The organism is Streptomyces sp. NPDC004647 (assembly GCF_040609575.1).
Lineage (GTDB): Bacteria > Actinomycetota > Actinomycetes > Streptomycetales > Streptomycetaceae > Streptomyces.
In genome coordinates this window covers 64,902-86,645 of record NZ_JBEXKU010000019.1, presented here as the reverse complement: position 1 = coordinate 86,645, position 21,744 = coordinate 64,902, and the positions used below count along the sequence as shown (strand labels likewise).

Here is a 21,744-nt window from a genome sequence, read left to right as displayed (position 1 = left end):
GGGGGACAGCGGCGCTCCGTGCGGGGGCGCCGCTGTCGTCTTTCCGGGCTCAGCGTGCCGTGCTCCACGAGTGGGCCACGTCGACCACGAGGCGGTCGGGCAGTTGGAGGACCCGGAACGGCAGCCGGGCGCGGACGCCCAGGCCGATCTGGGTGTCGCCCTCGAAGCTGCCGACGAACCGGGTGTCCCTGAAGGTCCGGTAGCCGCTGATGTCCACCCCGGGCAGCGGCTGTCCCGACCGCCCGGGGTAGGTCGCCGCACCCGTCTCGGGGTCGTAGCTCGGCGCGGCCACCCGGATCTCGATGATCGCGCCGCCGCCGACCGGGACGACGGTGCCGGAACCGTCCTGGTACAGCTTGTCGACGTATCTCACCTGGTAGCCGACCGGACCGCCACCCGTGCCGCGGATGTCGAAGACCATGCGGTCGTAGCAGTCGTGCTGCCCGGTCCTGATGTCCTCCAGCGGCGTGTACGCGAGTGTCGCCGCGTTCTTGTCGCCGCTGCCCCAAGCGGTCGCGCAGGTCGTCGTCTCCGGTGCCGTGGCAGCGGTGGCCGAGGCCGTCGTCACCGACAGACCGGCTCCCGCGAGCATGAGCGCGGCCAGTGCTGTACCCCACCGTCGCATGATGTCCCCCCTGGATATCGAGTGCGGTTGCATCAGTTGGGACGGGCGGACAGGCCGGAAGGTTGTGCTTCCGAGGCAGGTTCCCGGGTGCGGTCGAGAGCCTCCGGTACCCGGAGTACGGGGCTCCGCTGTACCTCCTCGTTGATCGGCAGGAGCGGGCGTGCACGCTCTTCTCCGAGCCCGGAGAGGTGGGCTACGTGCTGAGGGGCCGTACCCGTTCGGAACGCCGATCGCGTTGCCGCCCCCGTTCGGGCCGACGCTCGACTCCACGGACTTCTGATCCGGAAGCGCCCTCCAGCGGTACGGGACCGGTGGACCGGTGAGCGGCAGCCTGGGGAGAAGCCGCCGCCTGGTGACCAGCCGGGCGAGCAGCCGCCAGGTGAGCGGCCGCCTCCGCCCGGTGACCAGCCCGGCGAGCCGCCACCCGCTCAGCCGCCGCCCCCGCCCCACACACCGCCGCCGGCCCCGGGCCAGCCCCCGGCCCCGTAAGCCTGCTGGGCATCGGCTCGGCGCCGAGCGGGTGGGCTAGAGCCGCTCGGGCGTGCGGATGCCGAGCAGGGACATCCCCTGGCGGAGAGTGCGCGCCGTGAGGTCGCACAGGAACAGCCGGTTCTCGACGATCTCGGGGGACCCGGCCTTGATGACCGGGCACTGGTCGTAGAACGTCGTGAAGTGCGAGGCCAGTTGGTAGAGGTAGGAGGCCAGCTTGTGCGGCTCGTACGTCTCGGCGACGCCGGCGAGGACGTCCGAGAACTCGTCCAGGTGCAGGCCCATGGCGCGCTCCGCCGGCGCCAGCGGGAGGTCGGGGTGGGCGGCCGGCCGGACGTCGCCCGCCCTGCGGATGATCGACTGGATGCGGGCGAAGGCGTACTGGAGGTAGACGCTGGTGTCGCCGTTCAGGGACACCATCCGGTCCAGGTCGAAGATGTAGTCGCGGGACATCGAGGTCGACAGGTCCGCGTACTTGACCGCGCCGATGCCGACCTGGGTGCCGCGCTCGACGATCTCGGCCTCGCTGAGATCGAGCTTCTCGCTCTTCTCCCGTACGACGTCGGTGGCCCGGTCGATCGCCTCGTCCAGCAGATCCACCAGCCGGACCGTCTCGCCCTCACGGGTCTTGAACGGCTTGCCGTCCTTGCCGAGGACCGTCCCGAAGGCGAGCTGCCTGGCGGCGTCGTCCGGCAGCCAGCCCGCACGCCGGGCGGTCTCGAAGACCATCCGGAAGTGCAGGGCCTGGCGCGCGTCGACCACGTACAGCAGCGTGTCCGCCTTCAGCTTGCCGATACGGTCCCGGATCGCGGCGAGGTCGGTCGCCGCGTAGCCGAAGCCGCCGTTGGACTTCTGGACGATCAGCGGGGTGGGGTTGCCGTCCGGGCCCTTGACGTCGTCGAAGAAGACGCAGAGCGCGCCTTCGGAGCGGACGGCGACGCCCGAGTCCTCGAGGTCCTTCACGACCGACTGGAGGTCGTCGTTGTACGCGCTCTCGCCGACGATGTCCTCGTCGTCGATCTCGACGTCGAGCTTCTCGTAGACATCCTGGAAGTAGATCTTCGACTCGTCGACGATCTTGTGCCAGAGGCCCAGTGTCTCCGTGTTGCCCGCCTGGAGCGCCACCACCCGGTTCCGGGCACGGGTCTTGAACTCCTCGTCGGAGTCGAAGAGTGCGCGCGAGGCCTTGTAGAGCCGGTTGAGGCGGGCCATCGCGGCCTCGCCCTCGCCGTCCCCGGCAGTGGCGTCCGATGCGTGGTCCAGCTCGTGCGGGTGCTCGATCAGATACTGGATCAGCATGCCGAACTGGGTGCCCCAGTCGCCGATGTGGTGGCGCCTGATCACCGTCTCGCCCCGGTGCTCCAGGATCTGCACGATCGCATCGCCGATCACCGTCGAGCGCAGATGGCCGACGTGCATCTCCTTCGCCACGTTCGGCTGGGAGTAGTCGATGACCGTCGTGCCCGGGTTCTCGGCGTACGGGACGCCCAGCCGGTCGTCCGCGGCCCGTGCGGCCAGGGTGGAGGTGATCGCGGAGTCGGCGATCGTGATGTTGAGGAAGCCGGGGCCCGACACCTCGATCTCGGAGATCACGTCCCCCACCGGAAGGCCCGCGACGACCGTGGCCGCCAGCTCCCGGGGGTTGCCCTTCAGCTTCTTCGCGAGCCCGAGCACCCCATTGGCCTGGAAGTCCGCCCGGTCGCTTCGTCGCAGCAGCGGGTCGGCCGCGGCGGCCTCCGGCAGGGCAGCCGAGAGGGCGTCCGCGACGCGCTGGTGGACCGTAGCGGCAAGGGAGGGGACCGAGGTCATGGGATGCGTACCGTTCCGTCGGCTGGAAGGGGATTCCGGCCAGTATCCCATGGCACCGCTGGCCTCCCTCGCCGCCAGGGCAGCAATCGGAGGCTGCTCCGTCTGGGAGAATGGGACGGCCAGGCTTTCGAGCGAAAGAAGAGGAAGTGCCGATCGTGGCTCAGAGCACTGAGACCGACTGGGTCTCCAGGTTCGCGGACGAGGTCATTGCCGAGGCGGAGCGCCGAGCCCCGGGCAAACAGATCGTCTGCGCCTCGGGTCTCAGCCCGTCCGGGCCGATCCACCTCGGCAACCTCCGCGAGGTCATGACGCCCCACCTGGTGGCCGATGAGATCCGGCGCCGCGGGTACGACTGTGAGCACATTCTGTCGTGGGACGACTACGACCGGTTCCGCAAGGTCCCGGCAGGCATCGACCCGTCCTGGGCCGAGCACATCGGCAAGCCGCTGACCAGCGTCCCGGCCCCGCCCGGCAGCCAGTACGCCAACTGGGCCGAGCACTTCAAGGCGCCGATGCTGAAGGCTCTGGAGGAGCTGGGCGTCGAGTTCCGGGGCATCAGCCAGACCGAGCAGTACACCTCCGGCGCCTACCGCGAGCAGATCCTCTTCGCCATGCGGGAGCGCGGGCGGATCGACGCGGTCCTCGACCGCTACCGGACGAAGGACAAGGCCGCCGGCGGCAAGAAGGCGCAGCAGCAGAAGGGCAAGGGCGGCAAGGTCGATGAGGCGGACGCCGCTGCCGCCGAGGCCGCGGCCGAGGGCTCCGGCGCGGCGAGCGAGGACGACGGCAAGGCGGCGGCGGGCTACTTCCCGTACAAGCCGTACTGCTCCGTCTGCGACCGCGACCTGACCACGGTCACCGCGTACGACGACGAGACCACCGAGCTGTCCTACACCTGCCAGTGCGGGCACGCCGAGACCGTACGGCTCTCCGAGCACGATCGCGGGAAGCTGGTCTGGAAGGTCGACTGGCCGATGCGCTGGGCGTACGAGGGCGTGATCTTCGAGCCCTCCGGTGTCGATCACTCCTCGCCGGGGTCGTCGTTCGTGGTCGGCGGGCAGATCGTCAAGGAGGTCTTCGGCGGCGAGCAGCCGATCGGCCCGATGTACGCCTTCGTCGGCATCAGCGGCATGGCCAAGATGTCCAGCTCCAAGGGCGGGGTGCCGACACCGGCCGACGCGCTGGAGATCATGGAGGCGCCGCTGCTGCGCTGGCTGTACGCCCGCCGCAAGCCGAACCAGTCGTTCAAGATCGCCTTCGACCAGGAGATCCAGCGGCTTTACGACGAGTGGGACGCGCTGGAGCGCAAGGTCGCCGACGGTACGGCGCAGCCGGCCGACGCCGCCGCGTACGGCCGTGCCATCCGTACGACCCCCGGTGAGCTGCCGCGGACGCCCCGGCCGCTGCCGTACCGGACGCTCGCCTCGGTCGTCGACATCACCACCGGGCACGACGAGCAGACGCTGCGCATCCTGCGGGACCTCGACCCGAGCGACCCGATCACCTCGCTGGACGAGACCAGGCCGCGGCTCGACAGGGCCGAGCGCTGGATCACCACCCAGGTGCCCGCGGACCAGCGCACCCGGGTACGGGAGGAGCCGGACAACGAGCTGCTGCTCTCCCTCGGCGACACCGAGCGGGAGTCGCTGCGGCTGCTGCTCGACGGGCTGGACGAGCACTGGTCGCTGGACGGGCTGACGACGCTGGTCTACGGCGTGCCGAAGATCCAGGCCGGGCTGGCGGCGGATGCCAAGCCCACGCCGGAGCTGAAGGTGGCGCAGCGGTCGTTCTTCGCGCTGCTCTACCAGTTGCTCGTCGGGCGGGACACGGGGCCGCGGCTGCCGACGCTGCTGCTGGCGGTGGGCGCGGACCGGGTACGGAAGCTGCTGGGCGCGTAGCCGCTGGGTTGAGCGTGGCGAGAGCTGTCATCCCGGCTCGGTGGCTGTCGTCCCGACTCGGGGTGGCGGCCCTTCGCCGTTCCGTTCCCGGAGAGGCTCGTATCCGGTGTCGCCGCGTCGGCCCGGGTGGTGCCCTGCCGGGATCGCGGGGTCTGCCTGCCTCGTCCGTCCGGTCGTGGACGGGGCGGCGTCCGGCATCCGCACTGTGCCCGCTCGCCGCCGTTCGTCAGGGAGTGTGCTCGGTCTGCATCTCCATGCGGAGGCGGTCCCGGAACTCGCGGGTGTAGCGGCGCAGATAGGCCTCGCTGAGCGGGCCTCCGGTGGGGCCTCGGACGCCGTAGACGTCGAGCAGATACCGGGCGAGGTGGCGGGAGTCGGGGAAGTCCCCCTTCTCGGCGACGTACTGGCGGTAGGCCGCGAAGATCGCCTCGTCGTGCGGCACATCGTCCGGCAGGCCCGTCACCGGGCCCTCCGCCTCGGAGCCGGCACCGGGCAGCGGCTCGACGAACAGCTCCTGCTCGTACGCGGCGGACGCGGTCGTACTCTGCGGCGGGATGTAGGGGCTCGGGCCGCCGCCCGAGTAGCCGTTCGTCTGCGCGTTGCCGAGGGCGCGGACGCGGCCCGGCGAGACCGGCACGGTGACCTGCCGGGTGTCGGCCGGTCCTGACGCCGGTCCGGTGGCCGGTCCCGAAACCGGTCCTGGGGCCTGTCCGGTGGCCGGTGCGCCGTCCGCGCCGGGAGGCGTGCCGTACGCCGCCGGCTCCTGCGCGGTGCCGTAGGCCGCCGTCGCCTGCTGCGCCGTGTTGCCGTACGCCGTCGCCTGCTGCGCCGTGTCGTACGCCGCCGCGTCCTGCCGCTCGGCGTTCTGCGCCGTCCCGTCGTACTCCGGGCGCGAGGCGGGCCCCGACGCACGGAGCGCCTGATCCTCCGCCGTGCCCCGCGTCAGAGCCGGGACGGCGCGGTCGCCCGTCCCGGGGCCCACGGCCGGCTGCCGCTCCGCTCCCGCGGCTTCGGCCGGCGGCCGGGGTACGGATATGCCCGCGGCCGCCAGCCCCGCCGCGGCGGTCTCCGCGAGCGGAATCCCGTAACGGGCGAGCTTCAGCGGCATGCGGGACTCCACCGGGGCCTTGCGGCGCCAGGCGCGGCCGTAGCGGGCGCGGAGGCGGGCCTGGTAGACCAGCCGGTCCTGTTCGAGCTTGATGACCTCGTCATAGCTGCGCAGTTCCCACAGCTTCATCCGGCGCCACAGCCGGAAGGTGGAGGGGAACGCGAGGAGCCAGCGCGTGATCCGTACGGACTCCATGTGCCGGTCGGCGGTGATGTCGGCGATGCGGCCGATCGCGTGCCGGGCCGCTTCGACGGCGACGACGAAGAGGACGGGGATCACGGCGTGCATACCGACGCCGAGCGGGTCGGGCCAGGCCGCCGCGCCGTTGAAGGCGATCGTGGCGATCGTCAGCAGCCAGGCGGTCTGCCGCAGCAGCGGAAACGGGATCCGGATCCAGGTCAGCAGCAGGTCCAGGGCGAGCAGCACGACGATTCCGGCGTCGATGCCGATCGGGAAGACGGCGGAGAAGGTGCCGAAGCCCTTCTTCTCGGCGAGATCGCGCACGGCGGAGTAAGAACCGGCGAAGCCGATCGCCGCGATCACGATCGCGCCAGCGACGACCACGCCGATCAGTATTCGGTGGGTGCGTGTCAGGTTCGTCGCGTTCGTCGCGGCCATCCCGCGGTCCCCTCCAAGTATCGGCAACTGGCGCGCACAGCCTGGCACACGCATACGAGCGCCGGTGCCAGTGTTCCGCTCGGGCCCGGGCGCCCTGCTGCCGTTTGTAAGGTTCTGCGGCTTACGCCGCCGCGCCTATTTCTTCTTGTCCGCCACAGGCGCCTTCTTGTCCGCCACAGCCGCGACGGCCTCCTTGGCGGCGCTCTCGGCGTCCTTCAGCAGCTCTTCGGCCTTGGGCGTCCTGCCGTCCTCGTAGCCCGCGCCGTTGTAGTTGAGAGTGATGACGACATTGGCCGTACGGGTCACGACGGTCTGGTTCTTGAACTGCTCGCCGTCCTTCTTCACGGCGTAGCGGACCGTCGCCGCCTCGTCGCCCACCCCGCCGGCCGTGCCGGTCTTGAGGTCCTTGGCGTTCGAGGGCGGCTTCGCGCCGCCGACCTGCTGGTCGAAGTAGTCCTTGGCGCGGCGCTCACCGCTGCCGAGGGTGGTGTCGGACTCGAAGCGCTGGAGCGAGACGTCCAGCCAGCGGTACTGGAATCCGTCGAGCCCGTTCCAGGAGCAGGTGCCGCGGGTGTCGGTGTCGGCGGACTTCCCCGCCGAGCCGGACTTCTTCTTCGCCTTCGGCACCAGTTCCCCGACCGTCTTCTTGCCGACGGTTCCGCAGGGCTCCGGCAGGGTTTTGTACTTCGCGGCCGCCACGGTCGCCGAGGCGCTGGGCTTGGCCGACTTCGCGGCGTCGCCGGAGGCCGAGTCCTTGCTGTCGGAGCCGGAGGAGCAGCCGGCGACGAGCATCGCGGGTACGACGGCTGCGCAGGCGAGGAGGCGGGCGAGTCGCGGGGTTGTTCTGTGCATGATTCCTTCGCTCATCTGTCGTCCGTGGGCAGTCGTGGCCCGGGGCGTGTTTCAGCAAGTCCGGCCCGGCTCACGACCCTCCGCCGTACGGGGGTGCGCACCGGACGCGCGGGCCGTCCGCCCCTTCGGGCGGACGGCATTGCTTCTGAAACCCTCCCCGGGGATATCGGCCCAGGCTATTCGCTGAACCGTCCGACCAGTTCCCGTGCGAGGGTCCGGGCCTTGGTCTGCAGGTCCAGACTGTCGGGCTGATCGGCCTCGAGGGCCGACCACTGGTCGTACTCGAGGGTGACGAGGACATTGGACGCGCGGAAGACGATGGTGATGTCGCGGTGGACGCCGGAGTCGCCGGTGACCAGCCTGTCGTCGAGGTAGGCGACGTCGCCGATGTCCTCCAGAGAGCGGGGTGCGATGTCGGGATCGGCGCTCGGGTCCGGGGAGCCGGATGGTGAGGCGGAGCCGCCCCCGCCCTTCCCTTTGTTGTCCTTGTCACTTTTGTCGTCGGTGCCCTCTGGGCTGCCGGTTTCGTCCGCTGGTTCGCCGGTTTCGCCGACTTTGTCGGCGGCGGACTCGGAGGCGGAGGCGGACGGTTCGCCACTGCCCTCTTCCGCGCCGCCCCCCTCCGGAACGGTCGCGGGGATGTGCGCCGCGGCCGCCTGCTTGTCGTACAGCTCCTGAGCCCGGTCGTCGTCGCTGACAGCCGGGTCGTAGGACACGACCCGCTCGAAGTCGATGCTGAGGTTGCGGGTGCCCGCCGATGTGTCCGCCTTCCAGAGGCAGCCCACGCGGCGGTCTGTGTCGTACGTGATGGAGGCCTGGCCGTCGTACGCCTTCTCCCGGTCCTCGCCCTCGAGGTCGTCGATGCCGGGCAGCAGGGTGCGCAGGGTGCCGCGGCCGGGGGCTCCGCAGGGCTCGGGGAGGGTGCGGTACTTGCCGGGCTCGGCGGCGGGTGTGGTCGAGGTGGGACCGCCCGGTTTGGGGTCCTCCGGGGCGCCGCCTTCTGTGCCGCCGGTGCAGCCGGTGAGTCCAATGGCCAGCAGCGCAGCCGCCAGGACAGCACCCGGTACGTACGACCTTCGCTGCACGGTTCCCGGCTCCCTTCGGAGGAAAAACGGTTGCCGCCTCTTGGCGGCAGGTGGAGACAATGTCTACCGCACGCAACGCCGCGCACGCCGGTTCCTTGTCGGGGATCGGCAGTTACGTCCGGCTTTTGCGTTTTCTGTCTTTTGGGGGGAATGAGGAAGTCATGGTGTACACCGAGGTGCCCGGCGCCCGGGTGCCGATCCGGATGTGGGCGGACCCCGCGACGGTGGAGGGCGGCGCGCTGCAGCAGCTGCAGAACGTCGCGACACTGCCGTGGATCAAGGGCCTGGCCGTCATGCCGGATGTGCACTACGGCAAGGGCGCGACGGTCGGATCCGTGATCGCGATGCACGGCGCGGTCTGTCCCGCGGCGGTCGGCGTGGACATCGGCTGCGGCATGAGCGCGGTGAAGACCTCGCTGACCGCGAACGATCTCCCGGGGGACCTGTCCCGGCTGCGCTCGAAGATCGAGCAAGCGATCCCGGTGGGGCGCGGGATGCACGACACCCCGGTGGACCCGGGGCGCCTGCACGGCTTCCCGACGGCGGGGTGGGACGACTTCTGGGGGCGGTTCGACGGGATCGCGGACGCGGTCAAGTTCCGTCAGGAGCGCGCCACGAAGCAGATGGGAACGCTCGGGTCTGGAAACCACTTCGTCGAGTTCTGCCTCGACGAGACCGGTTCCGTCTGGTTGATGCTGCATTCCGGGTCCCGGAACATCGGCAAGGAGCTGGCCGAGCACCACATCGGCCTGGCCCGGACGCTGCCGCACAACCAGGGCCTGGTCGACCGCGACCTGGCGGTGTTCGTCGCCGATACCCCGCAGATGGCGGCGTACCGGAGCGATCTCTTCTGGGCGCAGGAGTATGCGAAGCGAAACCGAGCGATCATGATGGGTCTCTTCCAGGACGTGGTCCGGAAGGAGTTCAAGAAGGCGAAGGTCTCCTTCGACCCCGTCATCTCCGCTCTGCAGGAGGACGCCGACGGCCGGACGACGACCGTCGACTACCGCCCCGGTGTCATCAGCTGTCACCACAACTACGTCAGCGAGGAGCGGTACGACGGGATGGATCTGCTGGTCACCCGCAAGGGAGCGATCAGCGCCAGGGGCGGCGAATGGGGGATCATCCCCGGTTCGATGGGCACCGGGTCGTACATCGTCCGTGGCCTGGGCAACGCCGAGTCGTTCAACTCGGCCTCGCACGGTGCCGGCCGGACGATGAGCCGGAACGCCGCCAAGCGCCGCTTCTCCACGCGGGATCTGGAGGAGCAGACCCGCGGTGTGGAGTGCCGTAAGGACGCGGGCGTCGTGGACGAGATCCCGGGGGCGTACAAGCCGATCGAGCAGGTCATCGACCAGCAGCGAGACCTGGTGCAGGTCGTCGCGAAGCTCAAGCAGGTCATCTGCGTGAAGGGCTGACGCACCGCCGTCGGCACAGTGGAAGGGCGGCACCGGACGGTGCCGCCCTTCCACTGTCCGCGGCCGTGTGCTGCGGCGAACTCAGCTGGTAACGGCCCCGCGCTGCTCACGCCCCCTGCGTTGCTCGCGCCTGTACGCCGCTCGTGCCCTTGCCCTGCTCGCGGACCCTGCCCGTTCTCAGCTTTCGCGGTGGACCTTGTAGTTGGAGGCCTGGGCGCGGGGGCGTACGACCAGCAGGTCGACGTTGACGTGCGAGGGGCGGGTGATCGCCCATGTGATGGTGTCCGCCACGTCGTCGGCCGTCAGGGGCTCGGCCACGCCCGCGTAGACCGAGGCCGCCTTTTCCTCGTCGCCGCGGAAGCGGGTCACTGCGAACTCGGCGGTCTTCACCATGCCCGGCGCGATCTCGATGACGCGCACCGGCTGCCCGCTCAGCTCCAGGCGCAGGGTCTCGGCGATCACATGGGCGCCGTGCTTGGCCGCCACGTAGCCGCCGCCGCCCTCGTACGTGGCCAGGCCCGCGGTGGAGGAGAGGACGACGACCGTGCCGTCGCCGGAGGCGGTGAGGGCGGGGAGCAGGGCCTGGGTGGCGTGGAGGACACCGATGACGTTGACCTCGAACATCGCGCGCCAGTCAGCCGGGTCGGCGGACGACACGGGCTCGGTGCCGAGCGCTCCGCCCGCGTTGTTGACGAGGACGTCGCAGCGGTCGAGCGAGGCCGCGAAGGTGGCGACGGCGGCGCGGTCGGTGACGTCAAGGGCGTACGGGACGGCTTCGTGGCCCGCCTCGGTCAGCTCGGCGGCGAGCGCCTCGATGCGGTCCTTGCGGCGCGCGGTGAGGATCACGCGGTAGCCGGCCGCGGCGAGCTGCCGGGCGGTCGCGGCGCCGATGCCGCTGCTGGCCCCGGTGACGACCGCGATGGGTGTCTCCCCGGCCGGCGTGTGGGGGAGGGCGTTCATGGGGCGGCTCCAGTAGGTGGTCAGCGGCTCGGGACGGGCCGGACGAGACGACGGGCGGACGGGCCGGACCAGGGGCAGGAAACGGCTGTCCGATTCTCCTGCGCCCTGGCTGCCGGGGGCGAGTTGCCCTCCGCGACCGTGATCTGTACACGGCGCGTAAGGCTGTCAACCACCGCTGTTTCGCCGGTTGTTCGGGTTGGAAGGTCCGTTTCATCATCAACTATAACTTTGCCAACTCTTGGTGTAGCTGCACTGCCTTTTTACACCAGTCTCGGTCGCATCAGGCGGTGACTCCAGCCCCATTGGAATCACCGGCACCCCCCAGGCAAGGCGAGAGGCACGGACATGGTGAAGAACCGCGCGATGCGGTACGGAGGGCGGCTGCTGGCGTTGTCGGCAGCGGCTCTCGGAATGGTGGCGGCGACGGCTCTGCCCGCGGCGGCCGACGACGGGCCCACCCGGGACCAGCTCATAGCCGACTGCGACTCCGGTAAGGGGAAGTGCAGCTTCAACGAGCCGGTGCTCGGCGAGGCGTACCTCGGTGACTTCCGCCAGGTGTCCGACTCGCTCTACAACTGCAGCAGCTCGGCCGCAACGCAGTCGATGGGCTGGGCCGACACTGTGGGTTCCACGGACTCGGCAGGTGTCTCCGTGACAGCCGGGGGCAGCCTCGCGGGCCTCATCGACCTCAGTGTGACGGCCACCTACAGCCACACCTGGTCGAGTTCACACACCGAGAACAGCTCCCTGAACATGACGGTGCAGCCGGGTGAGGTGGGCTGGATCTCCCGTGCGCAGGTGATGCAGACCGTCTCGGGCACCTGGCAGACGCACTACGACGACCGGCAGTGGGGCCACTACTACTGGTTCGTCCCGGACACCATCACCGGTCCCGCCCCGAACGGCACGGACGGCAAGAGCAACGCGGTGATCGTCAAGTCCCGCGAGATGACGGCCAAGGAGAAGGCGTCCTGCTCCGCCGACTCCAAGCAGGGCAAGGCCTTCGTGAAGAGCCACTGACCCTGAGGCAGGGCTCAACTGCCTCGCGGGGCGTACATGATCACAGCGACCCCCGCGAGGCAGATCAGGGCCCCGGTCACATCGAAGCGGTCCGGCCGGTAGCCGTCGGCGACCATGCCCCAGGCCAGCGAGCCCGCGACGAAGACCCCGCCGTACGCCGCGAGGATCCGGCCGACGTCCGCGTCCGGCTGGAGCGTGGCGACAAAGCCGTACGCGCCCAGGGCGAGGACTCCCGCCCCGATCCACGCCCACCCGCGATGCTCCCGCGCCCCTTGCCAGACCAGCCAGGCGCCGCCGATCTCGAGGAGGGCGGCGAGCACGAAGAGTGCGACGGAGCGAGCGATGAGCATGCCCGCAGATTACGGGTGCGCGCTGCCGGGTCCGCTGTCAGTCCGGCCTGGCAGGGTGGTTCCATGATGATCGAACGCGCGTACGCGCACCTGCCCCAGGGGCCGGGTGGAGAGGAATGGGACCGCGACGCATGGCCCTGGTCGGTGCCGTGCGTACGGCAGTTGCTGGACGACGGCGGGCTGCGTTTCACCGCGCCGGTGACCTTTCTGGTCGGGGAGAACGGGTCCGGCAAGTCGACGCTCGTCGAGGCCCTGGCGGAGGGCTTCGGCCTGGACTCCTACGGCGGCGCTGCCGGCTACAGGTATGCGACCGAGCGGGGCAAGTCCGAGCTCGGCGAGCGGATCCGGTTCGACGCGACTCACTCCGGGCGCCGCATGGTCCGGGCGCCGCGCAGCCGCCGCCGAGGGTTCTTCCTCCGAGCGGAGACCGCGCTGGAAGCGCTGAGGCGGGAGGGGGAGGGCAAGGGCCTTTCGGTGCGCGTGGACGAAGTGAGCCATGGCGAGGGTTTCCTCGCCGCGTTCCGCGACAAGTTCAATGAACCCGGTCTGTACGTCATGGACGAGCCGGAAGCCGCGCTGTCCTTCGCGTCCTGCCTCCAACTGGTCGGTCTGATGCACGAATTGGGGCGGACAGGTGCGCAGATCGTCTGCGCCACCCATTCGCCGCTGCTGACGGCGACACCCGGCGCGGACATCGTGGAGGTCGGCGAGCACGGTATGCGCAGGTCCGAATGGAAGGACCTGGCCGTCGTCGACCACTGGCGGCGCTACCTCAACGACCCGCACTCCTACCTGCGGCACATCATCGACTGAAGCCGTTCGCCGAAGGCGCTTCCGACGCCGTCCGCGCGTGCGCCGAGGACTCCCCGTCCAGCGGGCCAGGGCCGTACGGAGGGCATCGGCGCGGCGGGACGGGTCCTTCTCGTCGGTTGCCCAGGCGATGTTCCGTCGGGGCGGACGAGCATCGTGGTGCGGCGCGGGCCGGCCCAGTCGGCGACGGGGGAGACGGCCCTCCCTGCCGCCGGTGTGAGCCTGCCGCCGGATTGACCCGGCTCCAGCAGGCCCGCTCCAAGGCCCGCCGCCGGATTGACCGCCGGCACCCACCCCCGCCCGCCCCCGCCCCGGACGCAGGCTGCGGGTGCGGTCCCTACCGTGGACTCCGCGGGTGAATTGTCCGCCGGTCGGACATGGCGGCGGCAAGCGCCGGGGAGCGACGGTTCGTCCGTGCTGAGTGGCGGAGTGCGGCGCCGCCGGGTCGCGCTCCCCTACGAATGGAGCCCGCGAGTGACCGCCTCAGCCCCCGTTTGGCACTGTCCGTTCGAACACACCCCCGCCCTGGAGTTCGATCCGGTACTCGAAAAGCTCCGGACCGAGGAACCGGTCGCCCGGGTCCGGCTGCCGTACGGGCAGGGCGAGGCGTGGCTGGTGACCCGGTACGGCGATGTCCGCGCGGTGGTGACCGACCGTCGGTTCAGCCGCGCGGCGACGGTCGGGCGCGATCTGCCGCGGATGACCCCGGACCCGATCGCGCAGGCCGAGGCGATCAACCTGATGGACCCGCCGGCACACACCCGGCTGCGCAGACTGGTGGCCAAGGGGTTCGGCACCCATTACCTCGAACGGATGCTGCCCCGGATCCAGCGGATCGTGGACACGCTGCTCGACGAGATGGCCGAGCACGGATCCCCCGCCGATCTCGTACAGCATCTGTCGGCGCGGCTGCCGCTGACGGCCATCTGCGAGCTGCTGGCCATCCCCGAGCGGGACCGGCTGCAGCTCCGGAGGTATGTGGCGGCAATGATGGCGACCGGGGCGCCCGGGCGGGACGTGGCGGGCCAGGCGAAGACCGAACTGCGCGCGTACTTCACCGAGCTGACGGCACGGCGGCGCCGCGACCCCGGGGAGGACCTGATCAGCACCCTTGCCACGGCCCGGGACGGCGACGAGTCCCTCGACCCGGATGAGCTGGCCGTCATGGGGATGGTGCTGCTGGTCACCGGGCACGACACCAGCACCTGTCAGATCAGCAATGCCGTCTACACCCTGTTGACCCGCCCCGAGCAGCTGGCCAAGCTGCGGTCGCAGCCCGCACTGCTGCCGGAGGCGATCGAGGAGCTGCTCCGGTTCATCCCGTTCCGGCGGGGGGTCGGCATCCCGCGGGTGGCCACCGAGGACGTGGAGATCGGCGGGGTGACGATCCGGGCGGGCGAGCCGGTGCACGTCTCGTACCTCACCGCCAACCGCGACGGGACGGTCTTCGAACGGCCGGACGCGCTGGAGCTGGACCGGGAGCCCGCGGCGCACATGACCTTCGGCTGGGGGAGCCACGACTGTCCCGGCGCGGAACTGGCCAGGATGGAACTCCGGGTCGCGGTCGGCACGCTCCTCGACCGCTTCCCGGCGCTGCGGCTGGCTGTGGCGCCCGGACAGCTGCAGTGGGAGTCCGGGTCGGTCTGGCGGCAGCCGCTTGTCCTGCCGGTCGCATGGTGAGATCGGCGGGCCGCCGAGGCCACGAGCCGAAGCCACGAGCCGGGATCACGAGCCGAAGGTCACGAGCCGAGCCCACGAGCCGAGGGTGCGATACCAGGACGCGACCCGGACGCCCCTGGAGACACGACTCTGCGGCCGCGCCGTCTCACCCGTGCGGGCGCCTTCGCACCAGCTGATCTCAAGGACACGGCGACACGCCGTAGGCGCTGGGCGAACTCCCTCGGACGGAGCGGAACTGATGCGACATCAGGGTGACGTTCGGAGCGGTCCTCGCGTCGCGGATCACTCACTCCTCGCTTTGCATCGTGCTGTGCCGGAGAAATCCGATGGGGGCCACAGCGGCCGCCGCCGGCACTGGAGGAGATTTCATGCCAACAGCACGCATCTTCGCCACAGCCATCGCCGCGACCGCGGTGGTGGGTCTCACTGCTCCGGTCGCGGTCGCCAGTGTGAACCCGCACTGGGTGCGTCCAGGCCAGACCGTATGGATCAGTGACGACAGGAAATGCGATATCAGAAGGGGGGCGACCGCCCACTCGGACGCCTTCGGCACGGTCAGACTGCGGCCGAGGGACAACAAGCTGGTCGGCCAGGCGAGGGTCCACCGGCACGCCAAGGGCGAATACAAGGTCACCATCAGATGCGGCGACGGAAGGCGGCTCATCGACTCGCTGCACGTCGGCCCGACCCGGGGCTCGCAAGCCGGAGAAGGCGGCGGCATCGCCGGAATGAACACGTCCGAGCTCGTGGGCGGCGCGGCGCTCGTCGTCCTGGCCGCCGGCGGTGGCCTCCTGGTGATGCGGCGCCGGGCGAAGGGCCGCGTATGACCCGGTGCGCCGAAGCCCGGGTGAATGACACCTCACCTGCGGAAATAATAGAAAGGGGCACCCCTGGGCGAGGGGTGCCCCTCCGCCGTCCGCGGTCCCGGGAGGGCATGAGCAGGGCATCGCCTCAGGATGGCATCCACCGCGCAGCAGACCGGCGGGGCGATCGGCCGGGCTGTACTGGTCGCGGTCGCCAATCCCCGCACCCGAGGCGCGACTTCGCGCGCCGTTACCACCGACGGTCTGCGTTCGGCCCTCTTCGTCGCTGCCGTAGCATCGCCGTCACGGCACTCGTCTCGCTCTGGATTCCCCCGCGTACGGGACGCCGACACCAGGACCCGCCCCGGACGTCGTACGGGCGACGTTGGCCGGTCCGGCTCCGATCACAGCTGAGCCCGGCAACCGCCAGGAGCCGCCGCAACCGCCGGGAGCCGCCGCCGGAAACCCTAGTAACCCCAGGTCAGGGCCACACCAAGCAGTACGGCTGATGCCCGGCGTCATGCAACCGGTGGGAGAAGTCCTGCCACTCGTGGAGCAGCTGGTAGACGTTGAACGCGTCCCGTGGCCCGCCGCGGTCCGGGACCGTCGACCAGATGAAGGCCGCCGCTCCGACGGACTCCTCGCCCACCCCGCGCAGCGGGTCGACGACCGTCATCGGCAGCTTGACCACCGCATAGTCCGGGTGCAGCACCACGAGCTCGAGCGGCGGCACCTTGTGCAGCGGTATGCCCTCGATGCCGGTGAGAACCATCGCGGCCATCGTCTCGGGCTTGATCTTGGTGAACATGCCGCCCATGCCGAGCTCGTCGCCGCCGAGCTCCTCCGGGCGCATGGAGATGGGGACGCGGGCAGCCGTCGCACCGTCGGGAGCCCCGAAGTACTTATAGGTCACCCCCACGCGGCCACCCCTGCTCCCAGCACTCTGCGCCTCGCGCTCGCGCCGGTGCCGCCCCCTCTGGGCGCGCTCGGGACCGAGGTCATCGGTACCGCCCAGTCCGCCACCGCGCTGCATATCTCCACCCGACCACTCGCGGACACCGCCGCGCAACCCGATCATCGTCTCAGAGACCTCCCCAGTCGGCGGGCCGCGAAACGCCCCTCGGCACTTCCCCGTCAGGCTCTGACACCATGGCTTGCGTGACTTCCTCGTATGATGCCCCAGTTTCGCAGACGCGCGGGGGCTGACGCCCGGTCGTGGGCGAGTGGAGTTCCGCGCCGTCGCCAGCCGGCGGGCCGCGTCTGCCCGTCGCGACCCATCCCTACGATCCCGCAGGTCAGGACCAAAAGTGCCTTTTCCGTATGAAGCCCCAGCCTCGCAGACGCTGTTCGACCGTGCGGCCGTTGTGACACCAGGTGGCGTGAACTCTCCGGTGCGCGCCTTCCGCGCGGTCGGCGGTACGCCCCGGTTCATGGTCTCCGGTGACGGTCCGTACCTCACCGATGCCGATGGTCGCGAATATGTCGACCTGGTGTGCTCATGGGGTCCGATGATCCTCGGCCATGCCCATCCGGCGGTCATCGACGCGGTGCAGGCGGCGGTGGCACGCGGCACCTCCTTCGGTACGCCCGGTGAGGGCGAGGTCGAGCTCGCCGAGGAGATCGTCGCCCGTATCGAGCCGGTGGAACAGGTGCGGCTGGTGTCCTCCGGGACCGAGGCGACGATGTCGGCCATCCGGCTCGCCCGGGGCTTCACCGGTCGCGCCAAGGTGGTCAAGTTCGCGGGCTGCTACCACGGGCATGTGGACGCTCTGCTGGCCGCGGCCGGGTCCGGGGTGGCGACCTTCGGGCTGCCGGACACGCCGGGGGTCACCGGCGCTCAGGCCGGGGACACGATCGTGCTGCCGTACAACGACCTGGAGGCCGTACGGCATGCCTTCGCGCGCTACCCGGGTGAGATCGCCTGTGTGATCACCGAGGCGTCGCCCGGCAACATGGGCGTCGTGCCGCCACTGCCCGGCTTCAACGCCGGACTGAAGTCGCTGTGCGCGGAGAGCGGCGCGCTGTACATCTCCGACGAGGTCATGACCGGCTTCCGGGTGAGCAGGGCGGGCTGGTACGGCGTCGACGGCGTCGAGCCGGACCTGATGACCTTCGGCAAGGTCATGGGCGGCGGCTTCCCGGCAGCGGCCTTCGGCGGGCGCGCCGACGTCATGGCGCACCTCGCCCCGGCCGGCCCCGTCTACCAGGCGGGCACGCTCTCCGGGAACCCGGTCGCGACCGCCGCCGGGATCGCCCAGCTCCGGTTGCTCGACGACGCGGCGTACGGACGGGTCGACGCTGTCTCCGCCGAGGTGCGGGGTCTGGTGACCGAGGCGCTCGCCAAGGAGGGCGTCGTGCACCGGCTGCAGACGGCCGGGAACATGTTCTCGGTCTTCTTCACCGACGAGGACGTCACGGACTACGAGAAGGCGAAGGCCCAGCAGGCGTACCGCTTCAACGCCTTCTTCCACGCGATGCTGGCCCGGGGCGTCTACCTCCCGCCCTCCGCCTTCGAGTCCTGGTTCGTCTCGACGGCACACGACACGGCCGCGATCGAGCGCATCGCGGCCGCGCTGCCGACCGCCGCACGGGCCGCGGCCGAGGCTGAAGCATGATGAACGCCATGACCAACGCAAGTGCTCCCAACGATCAGAGCAGCACGGTGGTGCACCTGGTGCGCCATGGAGAGGTGCACAACCCCGACGGTGTGCTCTACGGCCGCCGGTCCGGTTACCACCTCTCCGACCTGGGCCGGCAGATGGCCGAGCGGGTCGCCGAGCACCTGGCCGGCCGCGACATCACCTATGTCGTGTCCTCCCCGCTGGAGCGCGCTCAGGAGACCGCGGTGCCGATCGCCAAGTCGCACTCCCTGGACATCGCCACCGACGAACGGCTGATCGAGGCCGGCAATGTCTTCGAGGGCAAGGCCTTCGGCGTCGGCGACGGCGCGCTCAAGCGGCCGGCCAACTGGCGTCACCTCACCAACCCCTTCCGCCCCTCCTGGGGTGAGCCCTACATCGAGCAAGTCGTACGGATGATGAGTGCGCTGGGTGCGGCGCGCGATGCCGCGCGGGGCCACGAGGCGGTGGCGGTCAGCCATCAGCTGCCCATCTGGGTCGTGCGCAGCTTCGCCGAGCGGCGGCGGCTGTGGCACGACCCGCGCCGGCGGCAGTGCACGCTCGGGAGCCTGACGTCCTTCACCTTCCAGGGTGACCGGATTGTTTCGGTGGGCTACAGCGAACCGGCCCGGGATCTGGTGCCGGAGCATCTCCTCGCGGGTGCGCACCGCCGCTTCGGCCGGGGTGCGGTTAAGGGGTCGAAGGGATTCGGCGCTTAGCAACGGGCCGAATTGCACGTCGCTTTCCGGGAACCCCCACCGTCGTCATTCCCTCTTAGCCAATGTCCGTTTGTACGACGAACGGGCGCTGTGGCAAGTGCGGATGGGGACGATATGCGCGACATCAGCCGGCGGGGACTGCTGGGCATGGGACTGGGAACGGCGGCTGCTCTGGGCGTCGCGGGCTGCGGCATGGAGCCGGGCACCGGGACGGGCCAGGGATCCGGGGCCGGGTCCGGCGGACGGGGCGAGGGCGGGGGCCGCAAGGCGAGGCCGATCGGGGACGGTTCGACCGCCGATACCGGTCCGCAGCCGCACCAGCCTGAGCCCGAGCGGCTCGAACCCGGGCAGGCCCCGCCGCAGTTCGTGATTTTCTCCTGGGACGGTGCGGGAGAGGTCGGCAACGGCCTTTTCCCGCGCTTCCGAAAGCTCGCCAAGGACCATGGCGCGGCCATGACTTTCTTCCTCTCCGGGATATACCTGCTTCCCGAATCCAAGAAGAGTCTTTACCGGCCGCCGTGCAACACCGTAGGGTCCTCCGCCATCGGTTATCTCACCGATGAGCACATACGGGTGACGCTGGAGAATCTACGCCTCGCCTGGCTGGAAGGCCACGAGATAGGCACCCACTTCAACGGACACTTCTGCTCGGGCGCCGGCTCCGTCGCCAACTGGACCTCCGCGCACTGGCAGTCGGAGATCGACCAGGCGATGTCCTTTGTGACGAAGTGGCGTACGAACACCGGCTTCAAGGAACTCGAGCCGCTGCCCTTCGACTACAAGAAGGAACTGATCGGCGGCCGTACGCCATGCCTTCTCGGCCAGGACAATCTGCTGCCGACGGCCAAGAAGCTCGGCTGGCGCTATGACGCGAGTTCGCCAGGGGGCCGACAAGTCTGGCCGGTGAAAAAACAGGGCATATGGGACCTTCCGCTCCAGCAGATACCGTTCCCCGGCCGTAGCTTCGAGGTCCTGTCCATGGACTACAACATCCTCGCCAACCAGTCGCAGAACGCGACGCGGAGCGACGCCGCCAACTACCCGGGCTGGCAGAAGCAGGCCCGCGACGCGTACGTCACGGGCTTCCAGCGCGCATACGAGACGAACCGTGCGCCCCTCTATATCGGCAACCACTTCGAGCAGTGGAACGGCGGCATCTATATGAACGCCGTCGAGGACGCCATCAAGTACATCGCGGACGAGAAGCGGAAGGACGTGCGCCTCGTGTCGTTCCGCAATTACGTCGACTGGCTGGATGCCCAGGACCCGAAGGTGCTGGAAAAGCTCCGCGGCCTCGACGTCGGGCAGCGGCCGGCCGGTGGCTGGAAGACATACCTCTCCGACGTCTGAGTGCCGTCTGCTGAAGTCCGCCTGCCCGGTGCGCCCGGCACACCGGCCGAACGCCCCTGACAGGCGGATTCGGGGGGTTGAGGGGGGTGTGGAAAATCCTCCGGAAGCGCCATGCGAAACTTTTCACATGAGTGCCTGCCGCGCCCCCCGACGCCGCACGACCCGCCGTCGTACCGCCCTGCTGACCGCTGTCGGCGCTGCTGCCGCGGGGCTGGCGCTGGCCGCCTGCGGCGCGGGCGGGACATCCGGAGGATCCGCCGATACGAAGTTCGTCCCCGGCACGGGCGGCATCGACACGGTGAAGAAGGCCGACCGGCGGCCCCTGCCCGGTGTCTCCGGCACCACCCTTGACGGCAAGGAGCTCGACCTAGCCGACTACCGGGGCAAGGTCCTCGTCATCAACGTCTGGGGCTCCTGGTGCTCCCCGTGCCGGCTCGAGATGCCGCATCTGGTCAAGGTGGCCAAGGCCACCAAGGCGGAAGGCGTGGAGTTCGTCGGGATCAACACCCGGGACCCCAACAAGCCGCCGGCCGAGAAGTTCGAGAAGGAATTCGACGTTCCGTACCCGAGCCTCTTCGACCCCATGGGCAAGCTGATGCTGCGCTTCCCCGCCGGGAGCCTCAACCCGAAGGCGATCCCGTCGACCCTCATCGTCGACCGGGACGGCAAAATCGCTGCGCGGGCCCTCACGCCGCTGGGCGAGGAGGACCTCCGCAAGACGCTCGATCCGCTGATCGCGGAGAAGTGATCACGTGATCGCTCTTGCCGCCGACACTCTCGCAGCAGCGACCGACCCGAACCGGACCGTCCTCACGGGCGCACTCCTGCTCGCGGTGCCCGTCGCCCTGCTCGGCGGGCTGGTCTCCTTCTTCTCACCGTGCGTGCTGCCGCTCGTACCGGGCTATCTGTCGTACGTCACCGGTGTCAGCGGCACCGACCTGGCGGAGGCCCGGCGCGGCCGGATGGCCGCCGGTGCATCCCTGTTCGTGCTCGGCTTCACCGCTGTCTTCGTGTCCTACGGGGCGCTCTTCGGCAACTTCGGTCTGACGCTGGAGCAGCACAAGGAGACGATCTCCAAGGTGCTGGGTGCCCTCACGATCCTGCTGGGCCTTGTCTTCATGGGTGTCCTCGGCGGGTTCGCCCAGCGCGAGTTCCGCTTCCACAGGAAGCCCGCGGTGGGGCTGCTGGGCGCTCCGATGCTGGGCGTGCTGTTCGGCATCGGCTGGACGCCGTGTCTGGGGCCGACGTTGGCGGCGGTCCAGGCCCTGGCGTTCAACGAGGCGAGCGCGGGTCGTGGGGCGCTGCTCACGTTCGCGTACTGCGCCGGGCTCGGCGTGCCCTTCATACTGGCCGCGGTCGCCTTCCGGCGGGCGCTCGGTGCGTTCAGCTGGGTCAAGGAGCACTACGTGTGGGTGATGCGGATCGGCGGCCTGATGCTGGTCGCGGTCGGCGTCCTGCTCGTCACGGGGGTCTGGGACAGAATGATCGCCGACCTGCAGGTCTGGTCGAACAACTTCACTTTGGGAATCTGA

Annotated in this window: 19 protein-coding genes and 1 pseudogene; 12 read left to right on the top strand and 8 right to left on the bottom strand. The window is 70.0% G+C overall.

Translation table 11 applies throughout. The features are described 5' to 3' along the window. Positions 1 to 49: 49 nt before the first annotated feature. Positions 50 to 625, bottom strand: coding sequence for a hypothetical protein (locus ABZW18_RS11360; RefSeq protein ID WP_356185347.1), 576 nt, complete (start codon positions 623 to 625; stop codon positions 50 to 52). A 92-nt stretch (positions 626 to 717) separates the two neighbouring features. Between ABZW18_RS11360 and ABZW18_RS11355 the strand changes: the two are divergent. After that, positions 718 to 905 (top strand): annotated as a pseudogene (locus ABZW18_RS11355) (Uma2 family endonuclease); the annotation flags it as partial. Positions 906 to 1,150: 245 nt separating this feature from the next. On the opposite strand, the gene argS reads toward ABZW18_RS11355, so the two are convergent. Continuing rightward, positions 1,151 to 2,923, bottom strand: coding sequence for an arginine--tRNA ligase (argS, locus tag ABZW18_RS11350; RefSeq protein ID WP_356185345.1), 1,773 nt, complete (start codon positions 2,921 to 2,923; stop codon positions 1,151 to 1,153). A 146-nt stretch (positions 2,924 to 3,069) separates the two neighbouring features. On the opposite strand from argS, the gene lysS reads away from it, so the two are divergent. Further along, positions 3,070 to 4,821, top strand: coding sequence for a lysine--tRNA ligase (gene lysS, locus ABZW18_RS11345; RefSeq protein WP_356185342.1), 1,752 nt, complete (start codon positions 3,070 to 3,072; stop codon positions 4,819 to 4,821). Between the two features lie 226 nt (positions 4,822 to 5,047). Here lysS and ABZW18_RS11340 read toward each other — a convergent pair whose 3' ends face one another. From ABZW18_RS11340 to ABZW18_RS11330, 3 genes are all read right to left on the bottom strand, one after another. After that, positions 5,048 to 6,547: a DUF2637 domain-containing protein gene (locus tag ABZW18_RS11340; RefSeq protein WP_356185340.1), complete on the bottom strand. Its 1,500-nt coding sequence runs from the start codon at positions 6,545 to 6,547 to the stop codon at positions 5,048 to 5,050. A 135-nt stretch (positions 6,548 to 6,682) separates the two neighbouring features. Beyond that, positions 6,683 to 7,399: a hypothetical protein gene (locus ABZW18_RS11335; protein ID WP_356185337.1), complete on the bottom strand. Its 717-nt coding sequence runs from the start codon at positions 7,397 to 7,399 to the stop codon at positions 6,683 to 6,685. Between the two features lie 176 nt (positions 7,400 to 7,575). After that, complete coding sequence (locus ABZW18_RS11330) at positions 7,576 to 8,484, bottom strand: hypothetical protein (protein ID WP_356185335.1); 909 nt, start codon at positions 8,482 to 8,484, stop codon at positions 7,576 to 7,578. A 161-nt stretch (positions 8,485 to 8,645) separates the two neighbouring features. Between ABZW18_RS11330 and ABZW18_RS11325 the strand changes: the two genes are divergently transcribed. After that, a complete protein-coding gene (locus ABZW18_RS11325) occupies positions 8,646 to 9,902 on the top strand; it encodes an RtcB family protein (protein WP_356185332.1) in 1,257 nt (418 codons plus the stop codon). Positions 9,903 to 10,079: 177 nt separating this feature from the next. Here the strand turns inward: ABZW18_RS11325 and ABZW18_RS11320 are convergent, their stop codons facing one another. Beyond that, positions 10,080 to 10,862 (bottom strand): SDR family oxidoreductase, encoded by a 783-nt coding sequence (locus tag ABZW18_RS11320; RefSeq protein WP_356185329.1) that lies wholly within the window; start codon positions 10,860 to 10,862, stop codon positions 10,080 to 10,082. Positions 10,863 to 11,207: 345 nt separating this feature from the next. On the opposite strand from ABZW18_RS11320, the gene ABZW18_RS11315 reads away from it, so the two are divergent. Further along, complete coding sequence (locus ABZW18_RS11315) at positions 11,208 to 11,882, top strand: hypothetical protein (RefSeq protein ID WP_356185326.1); 675 nt, start codon at positions 11,208 to 11,210, stop codon at positions 11,880 to 11,882. Positions 11,883 to 11,896: 14 nt separating this feature from the next. On the opposite strand, the gene ABZW18_RS11310 is transcribed toward ABZW18_RS11315, so the two are convergent. Further along, complete coding sequence (locus tag ABZW18_RS11310; RefSeq protein WP_356185324.1) at positions 11,897 to 12,232, bottom strand: YnfA family protein; 336 nt, start codon at positions 12,230 to 12,232, stop codon at positions 11,897 to 11,899. A gap of 63 nt (positions 12,233 to 12,295) precedes the next feature. On the opposite strand from ABZW18_RS11310, the gene ABZW18_RS11305 reads away from it, so the two are divergent. From ABZW18_RS11305 to ABZW18_RS11295, 3 genes are all read left to right on the top strand, one after another. Then, the gene (locus ABZW18_RS11305; RefSeq protein ID WP_356185321.1) at positions 12,296 to 13,045 is read left to right on the top strand and encodes an AAA family ATPase; all 750 of its coding nucleotides are present in this window, start codon (positions 12,296 to 12,298) and stop codon (positions 13,043 to 13,045) included. A gap of 471 nt (positions 13,046 to 13,516) precedes the next feature. Beyond that, the gene (locus ABZW18_RS11300) at positions 13,517 to 14,722 is read left to right on the top strand and encodes a cytochrome P450 (protein ID WP_356185318.1); all 1,206 of its coding nucleotides are present in this window, start codon (positions 13,517 to 13,519) and stop codon (positions 14,720 to 14,722) included. 368 nt (positions 14,723 to 15,090) lie between these two features. Next, positions 15,091 to 15,549 carry a hypothetical protein gene (locus ABZW18_RS11295; protein WP_356185316.1) on the top strand — a complete coding sequence of 153 codons (459 nt, stop codon included), beginning with the start codon at positions 15,091 to 15,093 and terminating at the stop codon, positions 15,547 to 15,549. 457 nt (positions 15,550 to 16,006) lie between these two features. On the opposite strand, the gene ABZW18_RS11290 is transcribed toward ABZW18_RS11295, so the two are convergent. Further along, positions 16,007 to 16,558, bottom strand: a complete 552-nt coding sequence (locus ABZW18_RS11290; RefSeq protein ID WP_356185404.1) for a hypothetical protein — start codon at positions 16,556 to 16,558, stop codon at positions 16,007 to 16,009. A gap of 274 nt (positions 16,559 to 16,832) precedes the next feature. On the opposite strand from ABZW18_RS11290, the gene hemL reads away from it, so the two are divergent. From hemL to ABZW18_RS11265, 5 genes are all read left to right on the top strand, one after another. Then, positions 16,833 to 18,140 (top strand): glutamate-1-semialdehyde 2,1-aminomutase, encoded by a 1,308-nt coding sequence (gene hemL, locus ABZW18_RS11285; RefSeq protein WP_356185313.1) that lies wholly within the window; start codon positions 16,833 to 16,835, stop codon positions 18,138 to 18,140. Between the two features lie 8 nt (positions 18,141 to 18,148). Further along, positions 18,149 to 18,862, top strand: coding sequence for a histidine phosphatase family protein (locus tag ABZW18_RS11280; RefSeq protein ID WP_356185310.1), 714 nt, complete (start codon positions 18,149 to 18,151; stop codon positions 18,860 to 18,862). Between the two features lie 114 nt (positions 18,863 to 18,976). Next, complete coding sequence (locus tag ABZW18_RS11275) at positions 18,977 to 20,212, top strand: hypothetical protein (protein ID WP_356185307.1); 1,236 nt, start codon at positions 18,977 to 18,979, stop codon at positions 20,210 to 20,212. Positions 20,213 to 20,339: 127 nt separating this feature from the next. Further along, on the top strand, positions 20,340 to 20,960 hold the full coding sequence (locus ABZW18_RS11270) for a TlpA disulfide reductase family protein (RefSeq protein WP_356185304.1): 621 nt from the start codon (positions 20,340 to 20,342) through the stop codon (positions 20,958 to 20,960). 4 nt (positions 20,961 to 20,964) lie between these two features. Next, positions 20,965 to 21,744 (top strand): cytochrome c biogenesis protein CcdA, encoded by a 780-nt coding sequence (locus tag ABZW18_RS11265; RefSeq protein ID WP_356185301.1) that lies wholly within the window; start codon positions 20,965 to 20,967, stop codon positions 21,742 to 21,744.